We start from the raw sequence: 15,727 nt of genomic DNA on the forward strand, positions 1-15,727 counted from the left end.
ATCAGATTACCGAATGTCACCTACCCAAGACCTACCCGAAGGGATTTCACCTTGGCTAAGCCCAAACTGAATAACGGCGTCGTGGACCGGCTAGAGGCGCGCGTCAGCGACTATGTGACATGGTGTGGCGGCTTGCCGGGCTTTGGCGTCCGCGTGCGCCCATCGGGCCGCAAATCGTTCATCGTGCAATATGATTTCGAAGGTCGATCTCGCAAAGTGACGGTCGGTACGTTCCCCACGTTGACGGTTGAGCAAGCGCGGAAGAAAGCAACGGAATTGCTGGCGAAGGTCCAATTGGGTGAAGACGTTGCCGCGAAGCCGGTCGTCGAAGAAAACCCAACCGTCACCGAACTGTGCGACGAATATCTGAAAAAGGGTTGTGGGCATAAGAAGGCTTCGACGAAGGTTACGGACAAGGGGTGTATCGAGCGGCATATCAAGCCACTGTTGGGGCATCGCCGCGTCAAGGATTTGAAGCGTCGCCACATTGAAGATTTCTTCAGCGCGGTCGCGGCTGGCGAAACCGCGAAGAACGAAGTCATCGACGGCAAGCGTATTATCGTGAAGGGCGGCGAAGGCGCTGCCCGTCGCACGGTGCGCCTGTTCGGTGGCATTCTCACCTATGCCATTGGTCGCGAATACATTTCGGAGAATCCGCGTCGGGGCGTCAAAATCGGTAAGGATAACGCCAACGAACGCTATCTGTATGGTGATGAACTTCGCCGTCTTGGCGATGCGTTGCGCGAAGCTGAAACGATAGGCTTGCCATGGCAATTCAACGAAGGCGCGAAGGCAAAGCACAGGCCGAAGAACGCCGACATGTTGCGCGAAGTGATTTCGCCCCACGCCATCGCGGCGCTTCGTCTGTTGCTGTTGACCGGCTGTCGCTTAGGCGAAATTTTGACGCTGGAATGGACGCAAGTTGATTTGGAACGCGGCTTTCTTCGTCTGCCAGATTCGAAGACCGGGAAGAAGGAGGTTATCCTTGGCGCGCCCGCGTTGAAGGTGTTGGCGGAAATTCCGCGCGTGAAGGACAATCCATATGTCATCGTCGGTGAAACGAAGGGCAAGCCGCGTAGCGACCTAAAGCGGCCATGGCGGCGCGTGACTGCCCACGCTGGCTTGCCGGGCCTACGGTTGCATGACCTTCGCCATAGCTTCGCCAGCATGGGCGCGGCATCGGGCATGGGGCTTCCCATTGTGGGCAAACTGCTTGGCCATGCCTCGCCATCGACGACGGCGCGTTACGCGCATCTTGCCGACGACCCGCTTCGTCGTGCGTCGGACAGCATCGCTGGGAGCATCGCCGCCGCCCTCGGCGTAGCTTCGGAAACGTCCAATGTCGTTCCGCTTAAAGAAGGTGCGGCATAGTGTTCGACTTAATCGATAACGCCAACGTGCCGGGCTTTAACAACGCCGTTGTCATCGCCAAGGGAAGGGCGTTGGTCGCAAACGGAATGTCGGGCCGCGCCGCTGCCATCGAACTCTACGATATGTATTTTGCTAAAATCGACGTCCAACAATCAACGCGTGAACGGCGATTGAAGTATTTGGCTCGCGAGTTCAAAACGGCTTAGGTCGTCGAAATGTGTCCCTAGAGGTCTGTAATCTTGGGTAATATCTAGTCGTCTCCACTCTTTAGCAGTCAGGAGACGACAGTTGGCTGAACCAGCCTATCTTCGCCGCAATCAGGCGGCTGATTACCTTCAGGAACGCTATGGGTTCGGCACAACCGAAACCCTTGCCAAGCTGGCTTGCATCGGCGGCGGGCCGCGTTTTCGCAAGCTTGGCCGTTTCCCGGTCTATACCGCCGATGACCTTCAAGCATGGGCAGAAAGTCGTCTGTCGGACCCGGTGGCATCCACGTCAGAATATGCCGAACAGCGGCGCCAACATGTTATCGCCGCGTCATAGTTCACATGTTCTTCGAAAGTGCGCCGTCGCAGGACGAAAAGCAAATCATCATGCGCGAAGTGCTGGCGTTGATTCCGCCGGACTCTACGGAAACCGTTCGCATCGTCGCGCAATCGCTGAAGACTGACGGGCAAACATATGAACCAATATTTCTTGAATGGTCGAAGCCCTACGGGCGGCTAAAGGCGCGTAAGCTTTGGTCGTTGGCGAAGCCCGACCCGGACGTGCTTCACGACCTACTCGAAATGCGTGGCGAAGCCGCGAAGCGCCGCGAACGATTCAAGTTTCGAACAGCCGCCGAACTACAGGCGTTGCCATCGCAGCCATCGCGAATTGATGGCGTGTTCCCCGCCGAAGGATTTGCCGTCGTGTTCGGCGCGTCGGGGTCGGCCAAGTCGTTTCTATGCACAGCGGCAGCGGCGGCAATAGCAACTGGTGAACACTTCTTCGGCCATCGCAGCCGCCCCGCGCCGGTGCTCTACATCGCGCTTGAAGGCGAGGGCGGGTATCGCAACCGGACCCGCGCTTGGGAGCGACATAACAATCGGCCGTTCCCAACGGACGTTCGCTTTTCCATCGAAGCCTTCAGCCTAATTGATCCGCAGGACGTTGACGACCTTGCGTCGTTATGCCCGCCGGGCGTCGTAATCTTCATCGATACGTTGAATCGAGCAGCCCCCGGCGCGGACGAAAATAGCAGCAAAGACATGGGCGCCATAATCGCGGGGGCAAAGAGGCTTCAGCGCCTCACAGCCGGACTGATCGTTCTCGTTGCCCACAGTGGGAAAGACGCGGCGAAGGGCTTGCGCGGACATTCCAGTTTGTTTGCAGCGCTGGACGCCGCGATCTACGTCGAACGCAACGGCGACGCTCGAATGTGGCGCATCGATAAAGCGAAGGACGGCGAAGACGGAAAGGCGCACGGTTTTCGCCTTCACAGCATTGTTGTGGGTACAGACGAAGACGGCATCGACCTTACCAGTTGCGTAGTCGTGTCAGACGATGCAGCGGCCCCGCGCCGGGACTTCAAAGAACTTACACCCAATCAGCATTTGGGTATGTCGTCATTTCGCGAAGCCGCTGGCGAACATGGGGTCGTTGACGACAGCGGCACCTTTGTCGGTGTTCACGTCGAAGCTTGGCGTCCAAAGTTTTACCGCAATTCGACCAGTGACAATGACGATACCAAACGCAAAAATTTCAACCGCGCCCGGTCGGACTTGGTTCGGGATGGCTATTTGACGGTCGAAAGCGATCTCTATCGCGTGGGCGGCGCGCAAGGCGCGGTACAAAATGCTGTGATTGCCGCCGTGCTGATCGCGGAGCGGGACACCGGGACAACAGCGGGACATTCACGGGACAGTCCCGGTGCGCTCAGCGGGACGGGACGGGACACCACCCTTTAGGGGTGTCCCGCTGTCCCGGCGACGGTTGTGTGTTGGTTTGGCTACCCATTACCTGCCCAACGGTCAACGCGGTAAGTTGCGTCAAATTATATATTTGAAATTACGTCGAAAGTTTCGGCGAAGTTACCATCGGACCGCGCCTCTAGACGGCGACGGTCGTAGGTTGAAGGCAATAACGCAATGACCATCTCAGGATTTAACAACCGCGCCCACGAAATCATAAGCGGCGTTCTCGACCGTGCCGAAGATTGGATTGCGCGCAACGGCGTCTGCCCGGCCCACCAAGCCGACGCACACCTGACAACGAAATACATCGAAGCTTGCGCCAACATCATTCGCGGCGGCGTCGTCTATCTAGCCGCAGATGAACGTATCGGCGCTGACATATTCCTGTCGGGCCTTGGCGACGCGAAGTTCAAGCGACTTTCGCCGCGAACGCAGACGATGTGTGCGGAGCATCTATCGCACCATACGCACGTCTACTTCCCCAACTATCATACGGTGCTTCGGCTTGCCTACCTTCACGTTCTCCGGTCCGCATGTGGGCAAGTCCCATTCCATAGTCACGGCGTAGTCTTGCTTGCGGCGTCGACGTTGCCCGGCGTCTTGAGCGACGTTCGGCGCGAATGTCGTCGTCGTGGCCTAAATTATGATCGTGTTTTAGTTCCTGAAACGGAGAAGCATAAGAAAAGTATGTCGTTAAAGGTTATCGCGAATAAATGATTTAATATTACATTGAAGATTGAGTATTTGAAATAATATTATTGACTTGTGCTCGTATTGACTGGATTATGCAGCCGTATTGATTGTTTCATTTGTCTTATTGGCGGAATTATGTGGTCTTCATCATCGGCACCGGTAGGAAGTGAGCGGGTTTCCGCTCCGACCCCACTCCCCCCGAAGCCCAAACGCTATCGGTGCAAGCTATCGAGCGTCGCCGACGTGAACCGGGAAATTCAGCGGGTCTATCGTGAGGCGCGGTCGAATGTCCTCGATACGGGGGACGCGTCGAAGCTGGCGCATATCCTGTCGATGATTGCCCGCATTCACGAAACGACCGACCTTGAAACGCGGCTCGCGGCTTTGGAAGCTCGGTCGTGACATGGTCAGCGCCATCGCTCGTCGTATCGCCCGGCTCGAAAGCGATAGCGCCGCCGTCGTCCCCAACATCGTCGAAGTGGCGCACGGCGAAACCGACGACGAAGCCGTCGTTCGCTTCATCGCGAAATATGGCGCGCCGCCAAGGTCGTGCATCGTCGTGCCAATGCGCGTCACGGCCGACCAACGCGTCGAACGCGAAGCGGCATGGGCCGCGATGCAACGAAAGCTGATCGCGGACGCCCGCGACCGAAGATCGAAGGAAAGGAACGAACATGAATACGACCCCCGGTTTCACTCCGGTTCAAACGGACAAAGCCGTCGCATTCTGTCAGCAGCTTCGACTGCCGACGCAGCGGACGCCGATGCTTGGCGACCCCGCAAACTTCAAAAATGACAACGTCGTCTACAACGCGATGCAAGAGGTTCATTCCGTCGCCGACAGCAGCGCGGAAATGCTCGGCCGTATCTCGCAAGATTTGACGGTGACAGAACCGGTGCGCCACGAAAAGGCGGCGAAGGTTGCCAACAGGCTCGCAGCTACCGCTGAAACGACGCAGCGGACGCTGGAATCGCGGGCGAAGGAACTCGTCAAATCGAGCAGCGAAATTATGGGAACGCGCTTCACGGCGGACCCGTCCCGCAATGCGATCTACACTCGCGCGCTTGATTGGATTGCTCGCGAAGCGAAAAACGGTGACGGCGGCTACACAAATATTCGCGAAGCCATCTTGGACGAACCCGACTTCGCGCTGACGATGTATAACCATTCGTGGCGCCTGTTGGGTCTGCCCGAAGACGTCGTTTTGGACTTCAAAGAGAAGATCGTCGGGAAGTTCGCGCCGGAAGCACTCGAATATATCGACACATCGGTGAAGCTGGACAGGGTCGCGAAGCGTTATCCCGGCTTCATCGCGAATGTGCATTCGTCCTTCTATTCGCCGATTGAATTGGCGAAGCTTCAGACGCGCGTCGAAGTATGACCGTCGCTTCGACACGCCTTGCCCGGCTGGCCGCATGGCTGGACGTGTCGAGCGCCAACAAACCTAGCCCAATGGGCGATACGATGGTCTTCGGCCGTTATGCCGAAATCCTGCCTTGGGACTTCGACGAAGCCCCGACCGAAGACTTCGCCGAACATGCGTTGCCGCTGTTCGTACCGTACGCCCAAGCGGTCGGCGTCGCGTTGCCCGAAGCGGCCGACCTTAGCGCCCCGCCGGGCCAGCAACGAGCCTTCTTCAGATTGCACCATTTGCTGTTCCGCTTGGAAGACGCGGCTCTCGCGCTGCCTTGGCGCGGGAAGGCCCAGGGCGATCACTTGCCCCTATGTGCGGTCGTCGGCCTGACGGACCCCGCGCAGCCCATTGTCGACGCCGTCAGCGCGTCAGGGGCCGGTGCGATCGACCTAGACGCCATCCCGCTGCTCGCGGTCCCACTGTGGGCATTGGCGCCCAAAGAGCGCAACGAAATCGCCGGTCGGCTTCCCTTCGTGCCGCCCGGCTAGTCGGGGAGCGTTTCCTTTTCCTTCCGCACCCCCGACTGCCCCGGCTACGTTATGCCATGCGTGGTCGGGGCTTTTGTGTTAGCCGAATAGCAACTTGTTTGCGGTTATTTGGTCGCACGGAGGACGCGATGAATTTCGAAGTTAGCGAGCGAATTATTACGGATAAGTCGGAGAGTGAAATCCTCGACCACGCCTTCATCCAATTTAAGAAGGTGTCCGACAGCGCCAAAATGAAGGGCGACGAAATTGTCGCCAAGTCCATTGAAGCGACATTCGGCTCTATCAATCGTGCGGACACAACTATCGTTTCGGCTCGCAGGATCGACGACGGAATTTTGATCGTTGCTGACGTCCACTATCGCCCGTCGTTTGCGTTTTGGATTCTGCTGATATTGCTCGCGTTCACATGGATAGGCTGGATTCTTCCAATCGTGTTCTACCTGTCGCACAAATCGACGGTACGGAAGGCGGTCGAATCGTGTTTGCAGCGTGTGAACAACGAATGCAGCCGCTCGGCTCGCGCGGGATATGCAGCGCCGGTCGAAACCCAACCTTCGGCGATGGATGAACTCGCGAAGCTTGCAGATCTCAAAGAGCGAGGTTTCGTCACTGACGAAGAATTCGCCGCGAAGAAGCTGCAACTGCTGCGCGCTCGATAAACGTCGCAACCACATTCCTTCGCCTCATTGATGCGACGAGCATTTGTCGTTGAACAATGAAAAGTTCAATGAAATCAGCGTTGAAATGGTTGACGCACTTCGAAGCTCACTATTGGGCAGGGAATGGGTAGGCAGGCTGCGGACTTACGCCCCTTTGTTTGTGGCTTCGTGTTCTTCGACGTGCTGTTTGATAATGGCGTTAACGCGCGCGGCGCCCTTCTGAACGTCACCTTCGATGATGATGCTCGCCAAAACTCCAGTCAACACTACAAACGCCAATCGAATGAAGGTCTGGTCCTCTCGATAGCTTTCGACAGATTCATCGTCCAACATCGTGAAGACGGCATCACGCAATGCATCGTCGCGGAACGTCAATGGGTTTTGAGAATGTGCGCACGCATTTCGCATTTCGCGAATCATTTCAATGTGGGCACGTGTCTGACGGTCGATAATTCCGAAAGCTTGGGCGCACTTAATTCTTGAGGAAAACGTCCCCATCGGGCCGTTGAAATCGAACAGCGCGTCGATTTCGTTGTGATTTAAATGAGCGAGACGCTGTTTTATTGATTGAGTTAGCGTGTCCTCTATCATTGCAGCGGTCATAATTACCGTTCCACGGTCACTCTCATGTTGGAGAGATGCGCCGTGAGCTTCAATTGTCGCTTCGGTAATCTTTGCGCGTGAATGTGTTTTCAAAGACTTGGTGACTGCATTGCGTCCCGGTCGCGTCGAGCCTTTTTGCACCCCGTTAATCCTCCCGCATTTCAACGCTTTTTACATAATAAGATGCGATGGCTGAAGCTAAACTTCGACCGATGTTGTTCGAAATGAGGGCAAGTGAAATGAGGAATGGTGGACGGGCGAGGCATGCATTGAGTATCACGACCGCAATTGCGTTGAGCGGGGTGATGGCGACAAGCGCCGAGGCCGCTGAATATCTAACTGAAGTTGCAAGTGGAGTGTATCAAACTCCCGGCACCGCGCGTGAAATCGCGACCCGCGCTCAAACGTGTATTTCGCAGCACTTGGCGTCGGGGACGGTGGGCGGCCAACTCATTATCAACGCTGATTTGGACGGCGGTATTATCGTCGCAAACAGCGCCATTGAGTACGGCAGCATGCCGCGCTGGAAGATACGAAGCCGCTTCACGTTCGAAGCGAGGGAAGGGCGCTTTCGTATCCAGCAAAGCAGCCTTGAACGGTTCAGCGACCAGTTCAACGTAGGCTGGAATCCAATAGGCAAATGGACCGGCTCGCAATGGCGCAAAGCCGAAGAAGCGTTTGTCGGTTCGGCGGCGACCGTCGCGCAATGCGTCCAGAACAAAGTTGCGCGCGACGATTGGTAAAATCGCCGGGACAGGTTCCGTAGCCTACCCATAACCTGCCCGAGCGCTGATTGGCGCCGGGTAGGTTTGTCTAACTCATTGAAATAATTGGTCGGGACGAGAGGATTCGAACCTCCGACCCCCACACCCCCAGTGTGATGCGCTACCAGGCTGCGCTACGTCCCGACCGGCCCCCGTAAGGGCAGGCGAGGCCCCTAGCGCGGGTTGGCGGACGATGCAAGCGGGGATGGCGCGTTATTGCCTCGATTGACGGGGCGGGGTTGATATGGCGGGTATCATTCCCATTTCGGCCACGCTTGCCAAGGGGGAGGGGCGCAGCGACCGGTTGCGCGCATCTTCCCTGCGTGATAGGCGCCGCGCCATATTTGCGTGCCGGTTCCGCAAGGGGAATTGGCAATGCCTACGAACGGAAAGTTTTTCACTCATGTCGACGCAATTGCTTCTGACCCAGGCGGCCGGATCGGGCGGCGGGGCTGCCGGTTTCCTGATGCTGGTTCCCTATCTGCTGATCTTCGCGGTGTTCTGGTTCTTCCTGATCCGCCCGCAGCAGGTCCGCGCCAAGGAACATCGCGCCAAGGTCGCGGCGGTGAAGCCGCGCGACCAGGTCGTGACCGGCGGCGGCATCGTCGGCAAGATCACGCGCGTCGACGATGATTTCGTCGATGTCGAAATCGCACAGGGCGTGAAGATCAAGGTCGTCAAGTCGACCCTCGCCGACGTCCTGCAGCCCGGTGGCAAGCCCGCCAACGACTGACGCGGCGGGCTCCGCGCCCGCTGTGGTCCCGCTCTTGCTATCGGATTTCTAGACCATGCTCGATTTCCCGCGCTGGAAGACCATCGGCATCAGCATCATTCTGCTGCTCGGTATCCTTTTTTCCATCCCCAGCTTCCTGCCTGAAAAAACGAGGGACAGCTTGCCGTCGTTCCTGCAGGCGAAGGTCAATCTGGGCCTCGACCTCGCCGGCGGCAGCCACTTGCTGCTTGAAGCCGACATCGCCGACCTGCGCAAGACGCAGCTCGCGAATATGGAGAAGACCGTGCGCGCCGCGATGCGCGGCGAGAGCGGGCCCGACGACGATATCGCGATTGGCGAGTTGTCGACCGCGGGCGGCAAGATCAGCTTCCTCGTCCGCGATCTCGCGAAGCTCGACGAAGCCCGCGAACGCCTGTTCAACGAGACGCGTGGGGCACAGCTGACGGGCCAGCGCGACTGGACAGTCACCGTGGTCAATTCGACGCGGATCGAGATGACCCCGACGGGAGCCGGACAGGCGCAGGCCGTCGCGAACGCGATGGATACGGCGCGAGATATTATCGACAAGCGCGTCAACGCGCTGGGTACGCGCGAACCGACGATCATTCGCGAAGGCACCGACCGCGTCGTCGTGCAGGTCCCCGGCCTGCAGGACCCGGCGGCGCTGAAGGAACTGATCGGCAAGACCGCACGGCTTGAATTCCGCATGGTCGATGCCAACGCCGATCCCGCCGAAGCCGCCGCGGGCCGCGTTCCGGTCGGCAGCGAAATCGTCCCCTATGCCGAGGGCGAGGGCAGTGGCGCCGCGTTCGAAGTGCTGCGCCGCCAGGTGATGATCAGCGGCGAGCAGCTGATCGACGCCAAGCAAAGCTATGATCCCCAGAACAACCAGCCGGTCGTTTCGATCCGTTTCGATTCGGGCGGGTCGAGCACCTTTGCCAAGGTGACCGCGCAGAGCGTCGGAAAGCGTTTCGCGATGGTGCTCGACGGCAAGGTGCTGTCGGCGCCGTCGATCAACGAGCCGATCCTGGGCGGCAGCGCGCAGATTTCGGGCAGCTTCAGTGTTGCGAGCGCGAATGCGCTGGCGATTTCGCTGCGCTCGGGCGCCTTGCCGGTGAAGATGACCGTCGTCGAGGAACGCACGGTGACCCCCGAACTCGGCGCCGATTCGATCCGCAAGGGGGCGATCGCGGGTATCATTGCCACGGTGTCGGTGCTGGTACTGATGCTCGTCGTTTATGGCCGCTTCGGCGTCTATGCGTGCGTCGCGCTGGTCTTCAACGTCTTCCTGATCATCGCGGTCATGGCGGCATTCAATGCGACATTGACGTTGCCCGGGATCGCGGGCTTTGTGCTGACGATCGGCGCCGCGGTCGACGCGAACGTGCTGATCAACGAACGCATACGCGAAGAGCTGAAACGCGGGCGAAAGGTCTTTCAGGCCGTCGAACTGGGTTATAGCGAGGCGAGCCGCGCGATTTTCGACGCGAACGTCACCAACGTCATCGCCGCCGCTTTGATGTTCTGGTTCGGTTCGGGGCCGATCAAGGGCTTCGCGGTTGTTCTGACCATCGGGATCGTCACCAGCGTCTTCACCGCCGTTACCGTCACGCGCATGTTCGTAGCCCATTGGCTGCGGACCAAGCGCCCGACGTCGATCAATATTTAAGGGAGCGAAACGATGCGCTTGCTGAAACTCGTTCCTGACGACACCAACATCGACTTCCTGCGGTGGCGGAAAATCGCGTCATTCATGAGCTTTTTCCTCGTGGCCGTGTCGATCGCACTGGTCGCCGTGAAGGGCCTGAACCTCGGCGTCGACTTCGTCGGTGGCCAGTCGGTTCGCGTTGAATTCACTCAGGGGATGCCGCCAATCGACGAAATTCGCGAAAAGGTCGGCGACATCGGCCTTGGCGAAGCGACGATCCAGCAGTTCGGATCGGACAAGGCGGTGTCGATCCGCACCGCGCTCCCTGACGGCGACAAGGCCGCCGCCGAGCGCGCGGGGCAGCAGCTGGTATCGGGCATTCAAAAAGCCTTCCCGACCGCGAAGACCGGCTCGGTCGAAACCGTTTCGGGCAAGGTCTCGGGAGAATTGATACGCACCGGGGCGATCAGCCTGGGCCTCGCGATCCTCGGCATTTCCATATATATATGGATACGCTTCGAATGGCAGTTCGGCGTCGGTGCGCTTGGCCGCCTGTTCCATGAGGTATCGCTGACCTTCGGCCTGTTCGCGGTGACGCAGATGCAGTTCGACCTGAACAGCGTCGCGGCGCTGCTGACCATCGTCGGCTATTCGCTGAACGACACGATCGTCGTTTATGATCGAATTCGCGAGAATCTGAAAAAATACCGCAAGATGGAGATCGTTCCGCTTCTCAATCTCAGCATCAACGAAACGCTGTCGCGTACGGTCATGACGACGGTCGCCATGGTCCTGGCGCTCGGCATGCTGTTGCTCTTTGGCCCGGACGTGATTTTCGGCTTTACCGCGGCAATGCTGTTCGGCGTGTTTATCGGCGGCTATTCGTCGGTGCTGATGTCGACCCCGGTGCTCGTGTGGCTGAAAGTCGGCCCGCACAGCTTCGTGCCGCGCACGACGGCCGGGATGGACGGCGGCGAGCGCGTCGAGCGCAAGGACGACGGCGCGGTCGTCTGAGGCCCGTAGCTTTTAAAAAAACGGCGCCGGCCTGCTCTGCGAGTGGGCCGGCGTTGCCGTATCTAGAGACTTGCGCAGCGGCGGAGATGCGCGGCGAGTTCGCGGCCGTTGCGGTCCCAGTCGAAGCGGCCGCCAAGGCTGGCCGCGACGTCGGACGGTGAGGGCGGATTTGCGAGAACGGCCTGCACGGCCTCGACAATCGCGCGCGGTGTGCGTTCGACGATCCGGCCGGCGATTGGCGACGTCACCAGCTCGGCAGCCCCGCCCGCATCGCTGATCACGATGGGCGTGCCGCAAGCGAGCGCCTCGACCCACGCATTGGCGAGCCCTTCGCTGGCCGACGGCATCACGACAAGATCGGCGGCGCGATAGAGCTGCGGCAGGTCGGCGTTGGCGACGGGGCCCATGAAGTGGACGCGGGTTGCGACACCGAGCTTTTGCGCGAGCGCGCGGTAACGGCCTTCCTCATCGCCCGCGCCGGCAAGCCAGTAGTCGACGTCGGGCAGCGCGGGCAGCGCCTCGATGACGAGCGCCTGACCCTTGCGTTCGATCAGCGCGCCGACGGTGAGGATTGCGGGGCTGGCGTCCATGCCGAGCGCTACGCGCGCGGCGGCACGGTCGCCGGGGTGGAAGCGTGCGGTGTCGATGCCGGTGTAGTGGACGGCGACTTTCGCCGGGTCGATGCCGATCGCGGCCATGTCGCCGCGCATCGCTTCGGAGACGGCAAGCAGGCCGGCGGCTTTCCTGCCCGCTTCGATCACCTGCGACTGCGTCGCCGGGTCATGGCCGAAGTGGCTGATGTCGGCGCCGCGCGCCTTGGTCGAAAAGGGGAGGCCGAGCGCGTCCGCGACACGCATCGCGGCGGGGCCATCGGGATAGAAGAATTGCGCGTCGATCACGTCGAAGGACTGGCCGCGCACCGCGGACAGCGTGGCTCTTGCGACCTTTGCCGGATTGAATCTTGCGCCGACGCGCGGGATCAGCGTGAAGCGCGGGCGGAGGACGGTAAGCCCGTTCCAGACCTCGCTTCGCGGGAGGCTACGGAGCGCGCGATAGCGTTTGTGGAGTGAGAGCGGGAAGGGTGGCAGGCCGACCGGTGCGACGATAGCGAGGTCGATGCCGGGCTGCGCCGCGAGCGCGCGCAGGCTTTTTTCGACGAACAGGCCGAAGTTGGGCCGTGCCGCGTCGGGGAACAAAGTCGCGATCGACAGGACGCGCAAGGACGGAGCGGCGGACACTCAGAGCGTGCGGAGCAGGCGGACGGCGACCGCGGCCCACGGCGGGTTGCTCACGACCTGCTGGCGCTGGCCGGTGCCGAGCGGGAGCAGGTGGAGCTTTTCGCCGTCGACGTTGAGCAGGCGCGCGAAAAAGAAGCGGCCGGCGGGGCGCGGGACGAGCAGATCGCGGTTGAGCACGCTCGCCCAGTCGCCCTCGATGCGGCGGCACCAGATTTCATCGCCCGCGCGATAGTCGCCGATCGAGGAGGTGACGCGCACCGCGACCATATCCTCGCCCGGGCGGGCGGTCAGCGCCTGTTCGACGCGCGTCGGCGCCTGCGCGCCCTCGGCGCCGAGCAGCGCGGTGATCGTGAGCTGCGTGTCCTGCGGCAACTGGACGAGTTCGGCGGCGTCGACGCCGAGCGCGGCGGCGATGCGGTTCATCCAGCCGAGCGAGAGCGTGCGCGTCCCCGTTTCGAGGCGGCCGATCGTCTGCGCCGTCGTCGGCGGAACGCAGCGCTGGCCGACCTCTTCGAGCGTCAGCCCCTTGGCGCGGCGGACCGAGCGGATGCTGTTGATCATCGCAAAACCCTCAAATAACCAAATCGGTTTCTTCTTTCCTACAAAATATTCCAGTGTCAAGCCCGGTGTGTAGCAAAGGAGAATCGCATGACCGCACGCCGCCTCGAAACGCATCTTCATCCCGACGACCGGATCGATCCGGGCAAGGCGGGGCCGCAGGTGATGCGCCATGTGACGGTCAATGTCGGCGAAAGCCCGATCGCCTGGCTGGCGTCGCGGGGGTTGTTGACCGACGCGCAGCTTTGCGCCGGTGAACGGCTACGCGCCGATTATGAGCGCGCGGGGCTGGCGGCGCGGGTGACGATGCGGTGGGATGCGGCACCGCCGGGAAAGAGCCGCGGCGGCGCGCGCGCCTCGGATGCGTCGCTGGCGCGGATTGATGCGCACCGGCGCTTTCATGCCGCGCTCGACGCGGCCGGGCCGGGGCTGGCCGACATCTGCTGGCGCGTCATTTGCGCGGGCGAGGGGATTGGTGGGGCCGAGAAGGCGCTGGGCTGGCCCGCGCGGTCGGGCAAGCTGGTGCTGGGGCTGGCGCTCGACCGATTGGCGCGCTTTTACGGGACGGCATTATAAAACCGCATGACTGGAAGCGACTGGAAGTTGCCGGTCCACCTTTTTACTTCGTCATCCCCGCGAAAGCGGGGACCCAGCGAGCCGACGTTGCTACTGGGTTCCCGCTTTCGCGGGAATGACGATTGTTGGGAATGGCTCTAATCCACGCCAATGCCGACCCGTCGCGGAAGCGGAGGGTGCGACTTAACCGAGCGCCTCAACCTCTTCGGCCAGTTCCAGCCAGCGATCCTCCGCCGCCGCTTTTTCCTCCCGCAGCGTGTCGAGCTTCGCTGTCAGCGCATTGAAGCGCGCATTGTCGCGCGTGAACAGGCTGCCGTCGGAAAGGTCGATTTCGATTCCCGTCATTTCCTTTTCGATCTCCTCGATCCGGCCGGGCAGCATGTCGAAGTCGCGCTGGTCCTTGTAGCTCAATTTCTTGCGCGCGGTGGGGGGGGGCGGCGGCGCGGCGGTCGCGGCCTTGGCTTTGATGGTGTTGGGCTTGATCCGCTTGGCTTCCCAATCGGCATAGCCGCCCGCGACGATGTCGACCCTGCCCGATCCGTCGAGGCCGAGCGTGACGGTGACGGTGCGGTCGAGGAAGTCGCGGTCGTGGCTGACGAGCAGCACGGTGCCGGCATAGTCGGCGATGACTTCCTGCAACAGGTCGAGCGTTTCGAGGTCGAGATCGTTGGTCGGTTCGTCGAGCACGAGCAGGTTCGATTCGCGGGCGAATTCGCGCGCGAGGAGGAGGCGCGAGCGTTCGCCGCCCGAGAGCGCACCGACGCTGGCCTCCATGACGCCGGGGTCGAAGAGGAATTCCTTCAAATAGCCCTGGATATGTTTTTTGACGCCGCGCACCTCGACCCAGTCGCCGCCGTCGGAGAGGATGTCGCGCACGGTTTTGTCCGGCGACATCAGGCTGCGCTGTTGGTCGATGATGATGCCGTCGAGCGTCGGGGCGAGGGTGATGCTGCCTTCGTCGGGCTGGATTTCGCCGGTCAGCAGCTTGAGCAGGGTCGACTTGCCCGCGCCGTTCGCGCCGACGATGCCGATGCGGTCGCCGCGCTGGACGCGGAAATCGAAGTCCTTGATGATCGTGCGGTCGCCGAAGCTTTTCGATACGCCCTCGGCGACGATCACCGATTTCGAGCGCACATCGTCGTTGGCGAGGCCGAGCTTGGCGACCCCGGGGCCGCCGATCATCGCGGCGCGGGTCGCGCGCATTTCCTTGAGCTTCTCGAGGCGGCCCTGGTTGCGCTTGCGGCGCGCGGTGACACCGCGTTCGAGCCAATGCGCCTCGAGCCGCAGTTTCGAATCGAGGCGCTGGGCGGCGCGCGCTTCCTCGGCTGCGACGGCGTCGCTCCATTCCTCGAAGCCGCCGAAGCCGATTTCCTTGCGGCGGATGCTGCCGCGGTCGAGCCACAAAGTCTGGCGCGTCAGGCGGGTGAGGAAGGTACGGTCGTGGCTGATCGCGACGAACGCGCCGGTGTAACGCGCGAGCCAGCTTTCGAGCCAGTCGATCGCGGCGAGGTCGAGGTGGTTGGTCGGCTCGTCGAGCAGCAGCACGTCGGGGTTCTGCGCAAGCGCACGCGCGAGCGCGGCGCGGCGGCGCTCGCCGCCCGAGGCGCTGGCGGCGGTGCGGCTCATGTCGATGCCGAGCTGGTCGGCGATCGCGGCGACCTCATAGGCCTCGGGCGCGTTCGGCGCGGCGACGGCGAAATCCATCAGCGTCGCGAAGGGACGGAAATCGGGCTCCTGTTCGAGCATCACGACATGCGTGCCCGGGACGATCACGCGCTTGCCCTTGTCGGCGTCGATCTGGCCGGCGAGCAGTTTGAGCAAGGTCGTCTTGCCCGCGCCGTTGCGGCCGATCAGCGCGAGCCGGTCGCGTTCGCCGACATAGATGTCGAGGTCCTGGAACAGCCAGCCGCTGCCCTGCACAAGGCCAAGGCCTTCATAAGATAAAATCGGTGCTGCCATGATGAACGGCTCGCTACTGGCGCGTTCAGCATCATGCAAGCGCGCAGCGCACA

The 15,727-nt window shown here is 61.1% G+C and carries 19 protein-coding genes and 1 tRNA gene; 15 read left to right on the forward strand and 5 right to left on the reverse strand.

The annotated features are described in order from the left end of the window. The first annotated feature begins 51 nt into the window (after window positions 1-51). From ATE70_RS01050 to ATE70_RS01090, 10 genes are all read left to right on the forward strand, one after another. Window positions 52-1,371 carry a site-specific integrase gene (locus ATE70_RS01050; protein ID WP_058800975.1) on the forward strand — a complete coding sequence of 440 codons (1,320 nt, stop codon included), beginning with the start codon at window positions 52-54 and terminating at the stop codon, window positions 1,369-1,371. Next, on the forward strand, window positions 1,371-1,577 hold the full coding sequence (locus ATE70_RS01055; RefSeq protein ID WP_058536110.1) for a hypothetical protein: 207 nt from the start codon (window positions 1,371-1,373) through the stop codon (window positions 1,575-1,577). The genes ATE70_RS01050 and ATE70_RS01055 overlap by 1 nt, the downstream gene beginning before the upstream one ends. Window positions 1,578-1,659: 82 nt before the next feature. Further along, the gene (locus ATE70_RS01060) at window positions 1,660-1,914 is read left to right on the forward strand and encodes a hypothetical protein (protein WP_058536111.1); all 255 of its coding nucleotides are present in this window, start codon (window positions 1,660-1,662) and stop codon (window positions 1,912-1,914) included. Between the two features lie 5 nt (window positions 1,915-1,919). Beyond that, complete coding sequence (locus ATE70_RS01065; protein WP_058536112.1) at window positions 1,920-3,320, forward strand: AAA family ATPase; 1,401 nt, start codon at window positions 1,920-1,922, stop codon at window positions 3,318-3,320. Window positions 3,321-3,500: 180 nt separating this feature from the next. Further along, entirely contained in the window at window positions 3,501-4,043 is a 543-nt protein-coding gene (locus ATE70_RS01070; protein WP_058536113.1) for a hypothetical protein, read from the forward strand. Between the two features lie 219 nt (window positions 4,044-4,262). Next, a complete protein-coding gene (locus ATE70_RS25065) occupies window positions 4,263-4,421 on the forward strand; it encodes a hypothetical protein (protein ID WP_197411345.1) in 159 nt (52 codons plus the stop codon). Between the two features lies 1 nt (window position 4,422). Continuing rightward, a complete protein-coding gene (locus ATE70_RS01075) occupies window positions 4,423-4,815 on the forward strand; it encodes a hypothetical protein (RefSeq protein ID WP_058536114.1) in 393 nt (130 codons plus the stop codon). Continuing rightward, on the forward strand, window positions 4,784-5,401 hold the full coding sequence (locus ATE70_RS01080) for a hypothetical protein (RefSeq protein ID WP_058536115.1): 618 nt from the start codon (window positions 4,784-4,786) through the stop codon (window positions 5,399-5,401). The genes ATE70_RS01075 and ATE70_RS01080 overlap by 32 nt, the downstream gene beginning before the upstream one ends. Continuing rightward, complete coding sequence (locus ATE70_RS01085; protein ID WP_058536116.1) at window positions 5,398-5,922, forward strand: hypothetical protein; 525 nt, start codon at window positions 5,398-5,400, stop codon at window positions 5,920-5,922. Before ATE70_RS01080 ends, ATE70_RS01085 begins: the two co-directional genes overlap by 4 nt. A gap of 128 nt (window positions 5,923-6,050) precedes the next feature. Then, window positions 6,051-6,581 carry an SHOCT domain-containing protein gene (locus ATE70_RS01090; RefSeq protein ID WP_058536117.1) on the forward strand — a complete coding sequence of 177 codons (531 nt, stop codon included), beginning with the start codon at window positions 6,051-6,053 and terminating at the stop codon, window positions 6,579-6,581. Window positions 6,582-6,725: 144 nt separating this feature from the next. Here the strand turns inward: ATE70_RS01090 and ATE70_RS01095 are convergent, their stop codons facing one another. Beyond that, entirely contained in the window at window positions 6,726-7,325 is a 600-nt protein-coding gene (locus tag ATE70_RS01095) for an MltR family transcriptional regulator (protein WP_156419574.1), read from the reverse strand. A gap of 128 nt (window positions 7,326-7,453) precedes the next feature. Here ATE70_RS01095 and ATE70_RS01100 point away from each other — a divergent pair, with 128 nt between their 5' ends. Further along, window positions 7,454-7,927: a hypothetical protein gene (locus tag ATE70_RS01100; RefSeq protein WP_156419575.1), complete on the forward strand. Its 474-nt coding sequence runs from the start codon at window positions 7,454-7,456 to the stop codon at window positions 7,925-7,927. Between the two features lie 88 nt (window positions 7,928-8,015). Here the strand turns inward: ATE70_RS01100 and ATE70_RS01105 are convergent. Beyond that, window positions 8,016-8,092, reverse strand: a tRNA-Pro gene (locus ATE70_RS01105). 259 nt (window positions 8,093-8,351) lie between these two features. Here ATE70_RS01105 and yajC point away from each other — a divergent pair. The 3 genes from yajC to secF are packed head-to-tail and all read left to right on the forward strand — an operon-like array spanning window position 8,352 to window position 11,343. Further along, complete coding sequence (yajC, locus tag ATE70_RS01110) at window positions 8,352-8,681, forward strand: preprotein translocase subunit YajC (RefSeq protein ID WP_052182143.1); 330 nt, start codon at window positions 8,352-8,354, stop codon at window positions 8,679-8,681. Between the two features lie 55 nt (window positions 8,682-8,736). Further along, window positions 8,737-10,350 (forward strand): protein translocase subunit SecD, encoded by a 1,614-nt coding sequence (secD, locus tag ATE70_RS01115; RefSeq protein WP_058536120.1) that lies wholly within the window; start codon window positions 8,737-8,739, stop codon window positions 10,348-10,350. A gap of 12 nt (window positions 10,351-10,362) precedes the next feature. After that, window positions 10,363-11,343 (forward strand): protein translocase subunit SecF, encoded by a 981-nt coding sequence (secF, locus tag ATE70_RS01120; RefSeq protein ID WP_058536121.1) that lies wholly within the window; start codon window positions 10,363-10,365, stop codon window positions 11,341-11,343. A gap of 62 nt (window positions 11,344-11,405) precedes the next feature. On the opposite strand, the gene ATE70_RS01125 is transcribed toward secF, so the two are convergent. Both ATE70_RS01125 and ATE70_RS01130 read right to left on the reverse strand, forming a co-directional pair. Continuing rightward, window positions 11,406-12,581: a glycosyltransferase gene (locus tag ATE70_RS01125; protein WP_058536122.1), complete on the reverse strand. Its 1,176-nt coding sequence runs from the start codon at window positions 12,579-12,581 to the stop codon at window positions 11,406-11,408. Then, window positions 12,582-13,142, reverse strand: coding sequence for a helix-turn-helix domain-containing protein (locus tag ATE70_RS01130; RefSeq protein ID WP_058536123.1), 561 nt, complete (start codon window positions 13,140-13,142; stop codon window positions 12,582-12,584). A gap of 87 nt (window positions 13,143-13,229) precedes the next feature. On the opposite strand from ATE70_RS01130, the gene ATE70_RS01135 reads away from it, so the two are divergent. Then, complete coding sequence (locus ATE70_RS01135) at window positions 13,230-13,715, forward strand: DUF6456 domain-containing protein (protein ID WP_058536124.1); 486 nt, start codon at window positions 13,230-13,232, stop codon at window positions 13,713-13,715. Window positions 13,716-13,898: 183 nt separating this feature from the next. Here ATE70_RS01135 and ATE70_RS01140 read toward each other — a convergent pair whose 3' ends face one another. Further along, window positions 13,899-15,674, reverse strand: coding sequence for an ABC-F family ATP-binding cassette domain-containing protein (locus ATE70_RS01140; protein ID WP_058536125.1), 1,776 nt, complete (start codon window positions 15,672-15,674; stop codon window positions 13,899-13,901). Window positions 15,675-15,727 lie beyond the last annotated feature (53 nt).

The organism is Sphingopyxis sp. H053, from assembly GCF_001468225.1.
GTDB lineage: Bacteria > Pseudomonadota > Alphaproteobacteria > Sphingomonadales > Sphingomonadaceae > Sphingopyxis.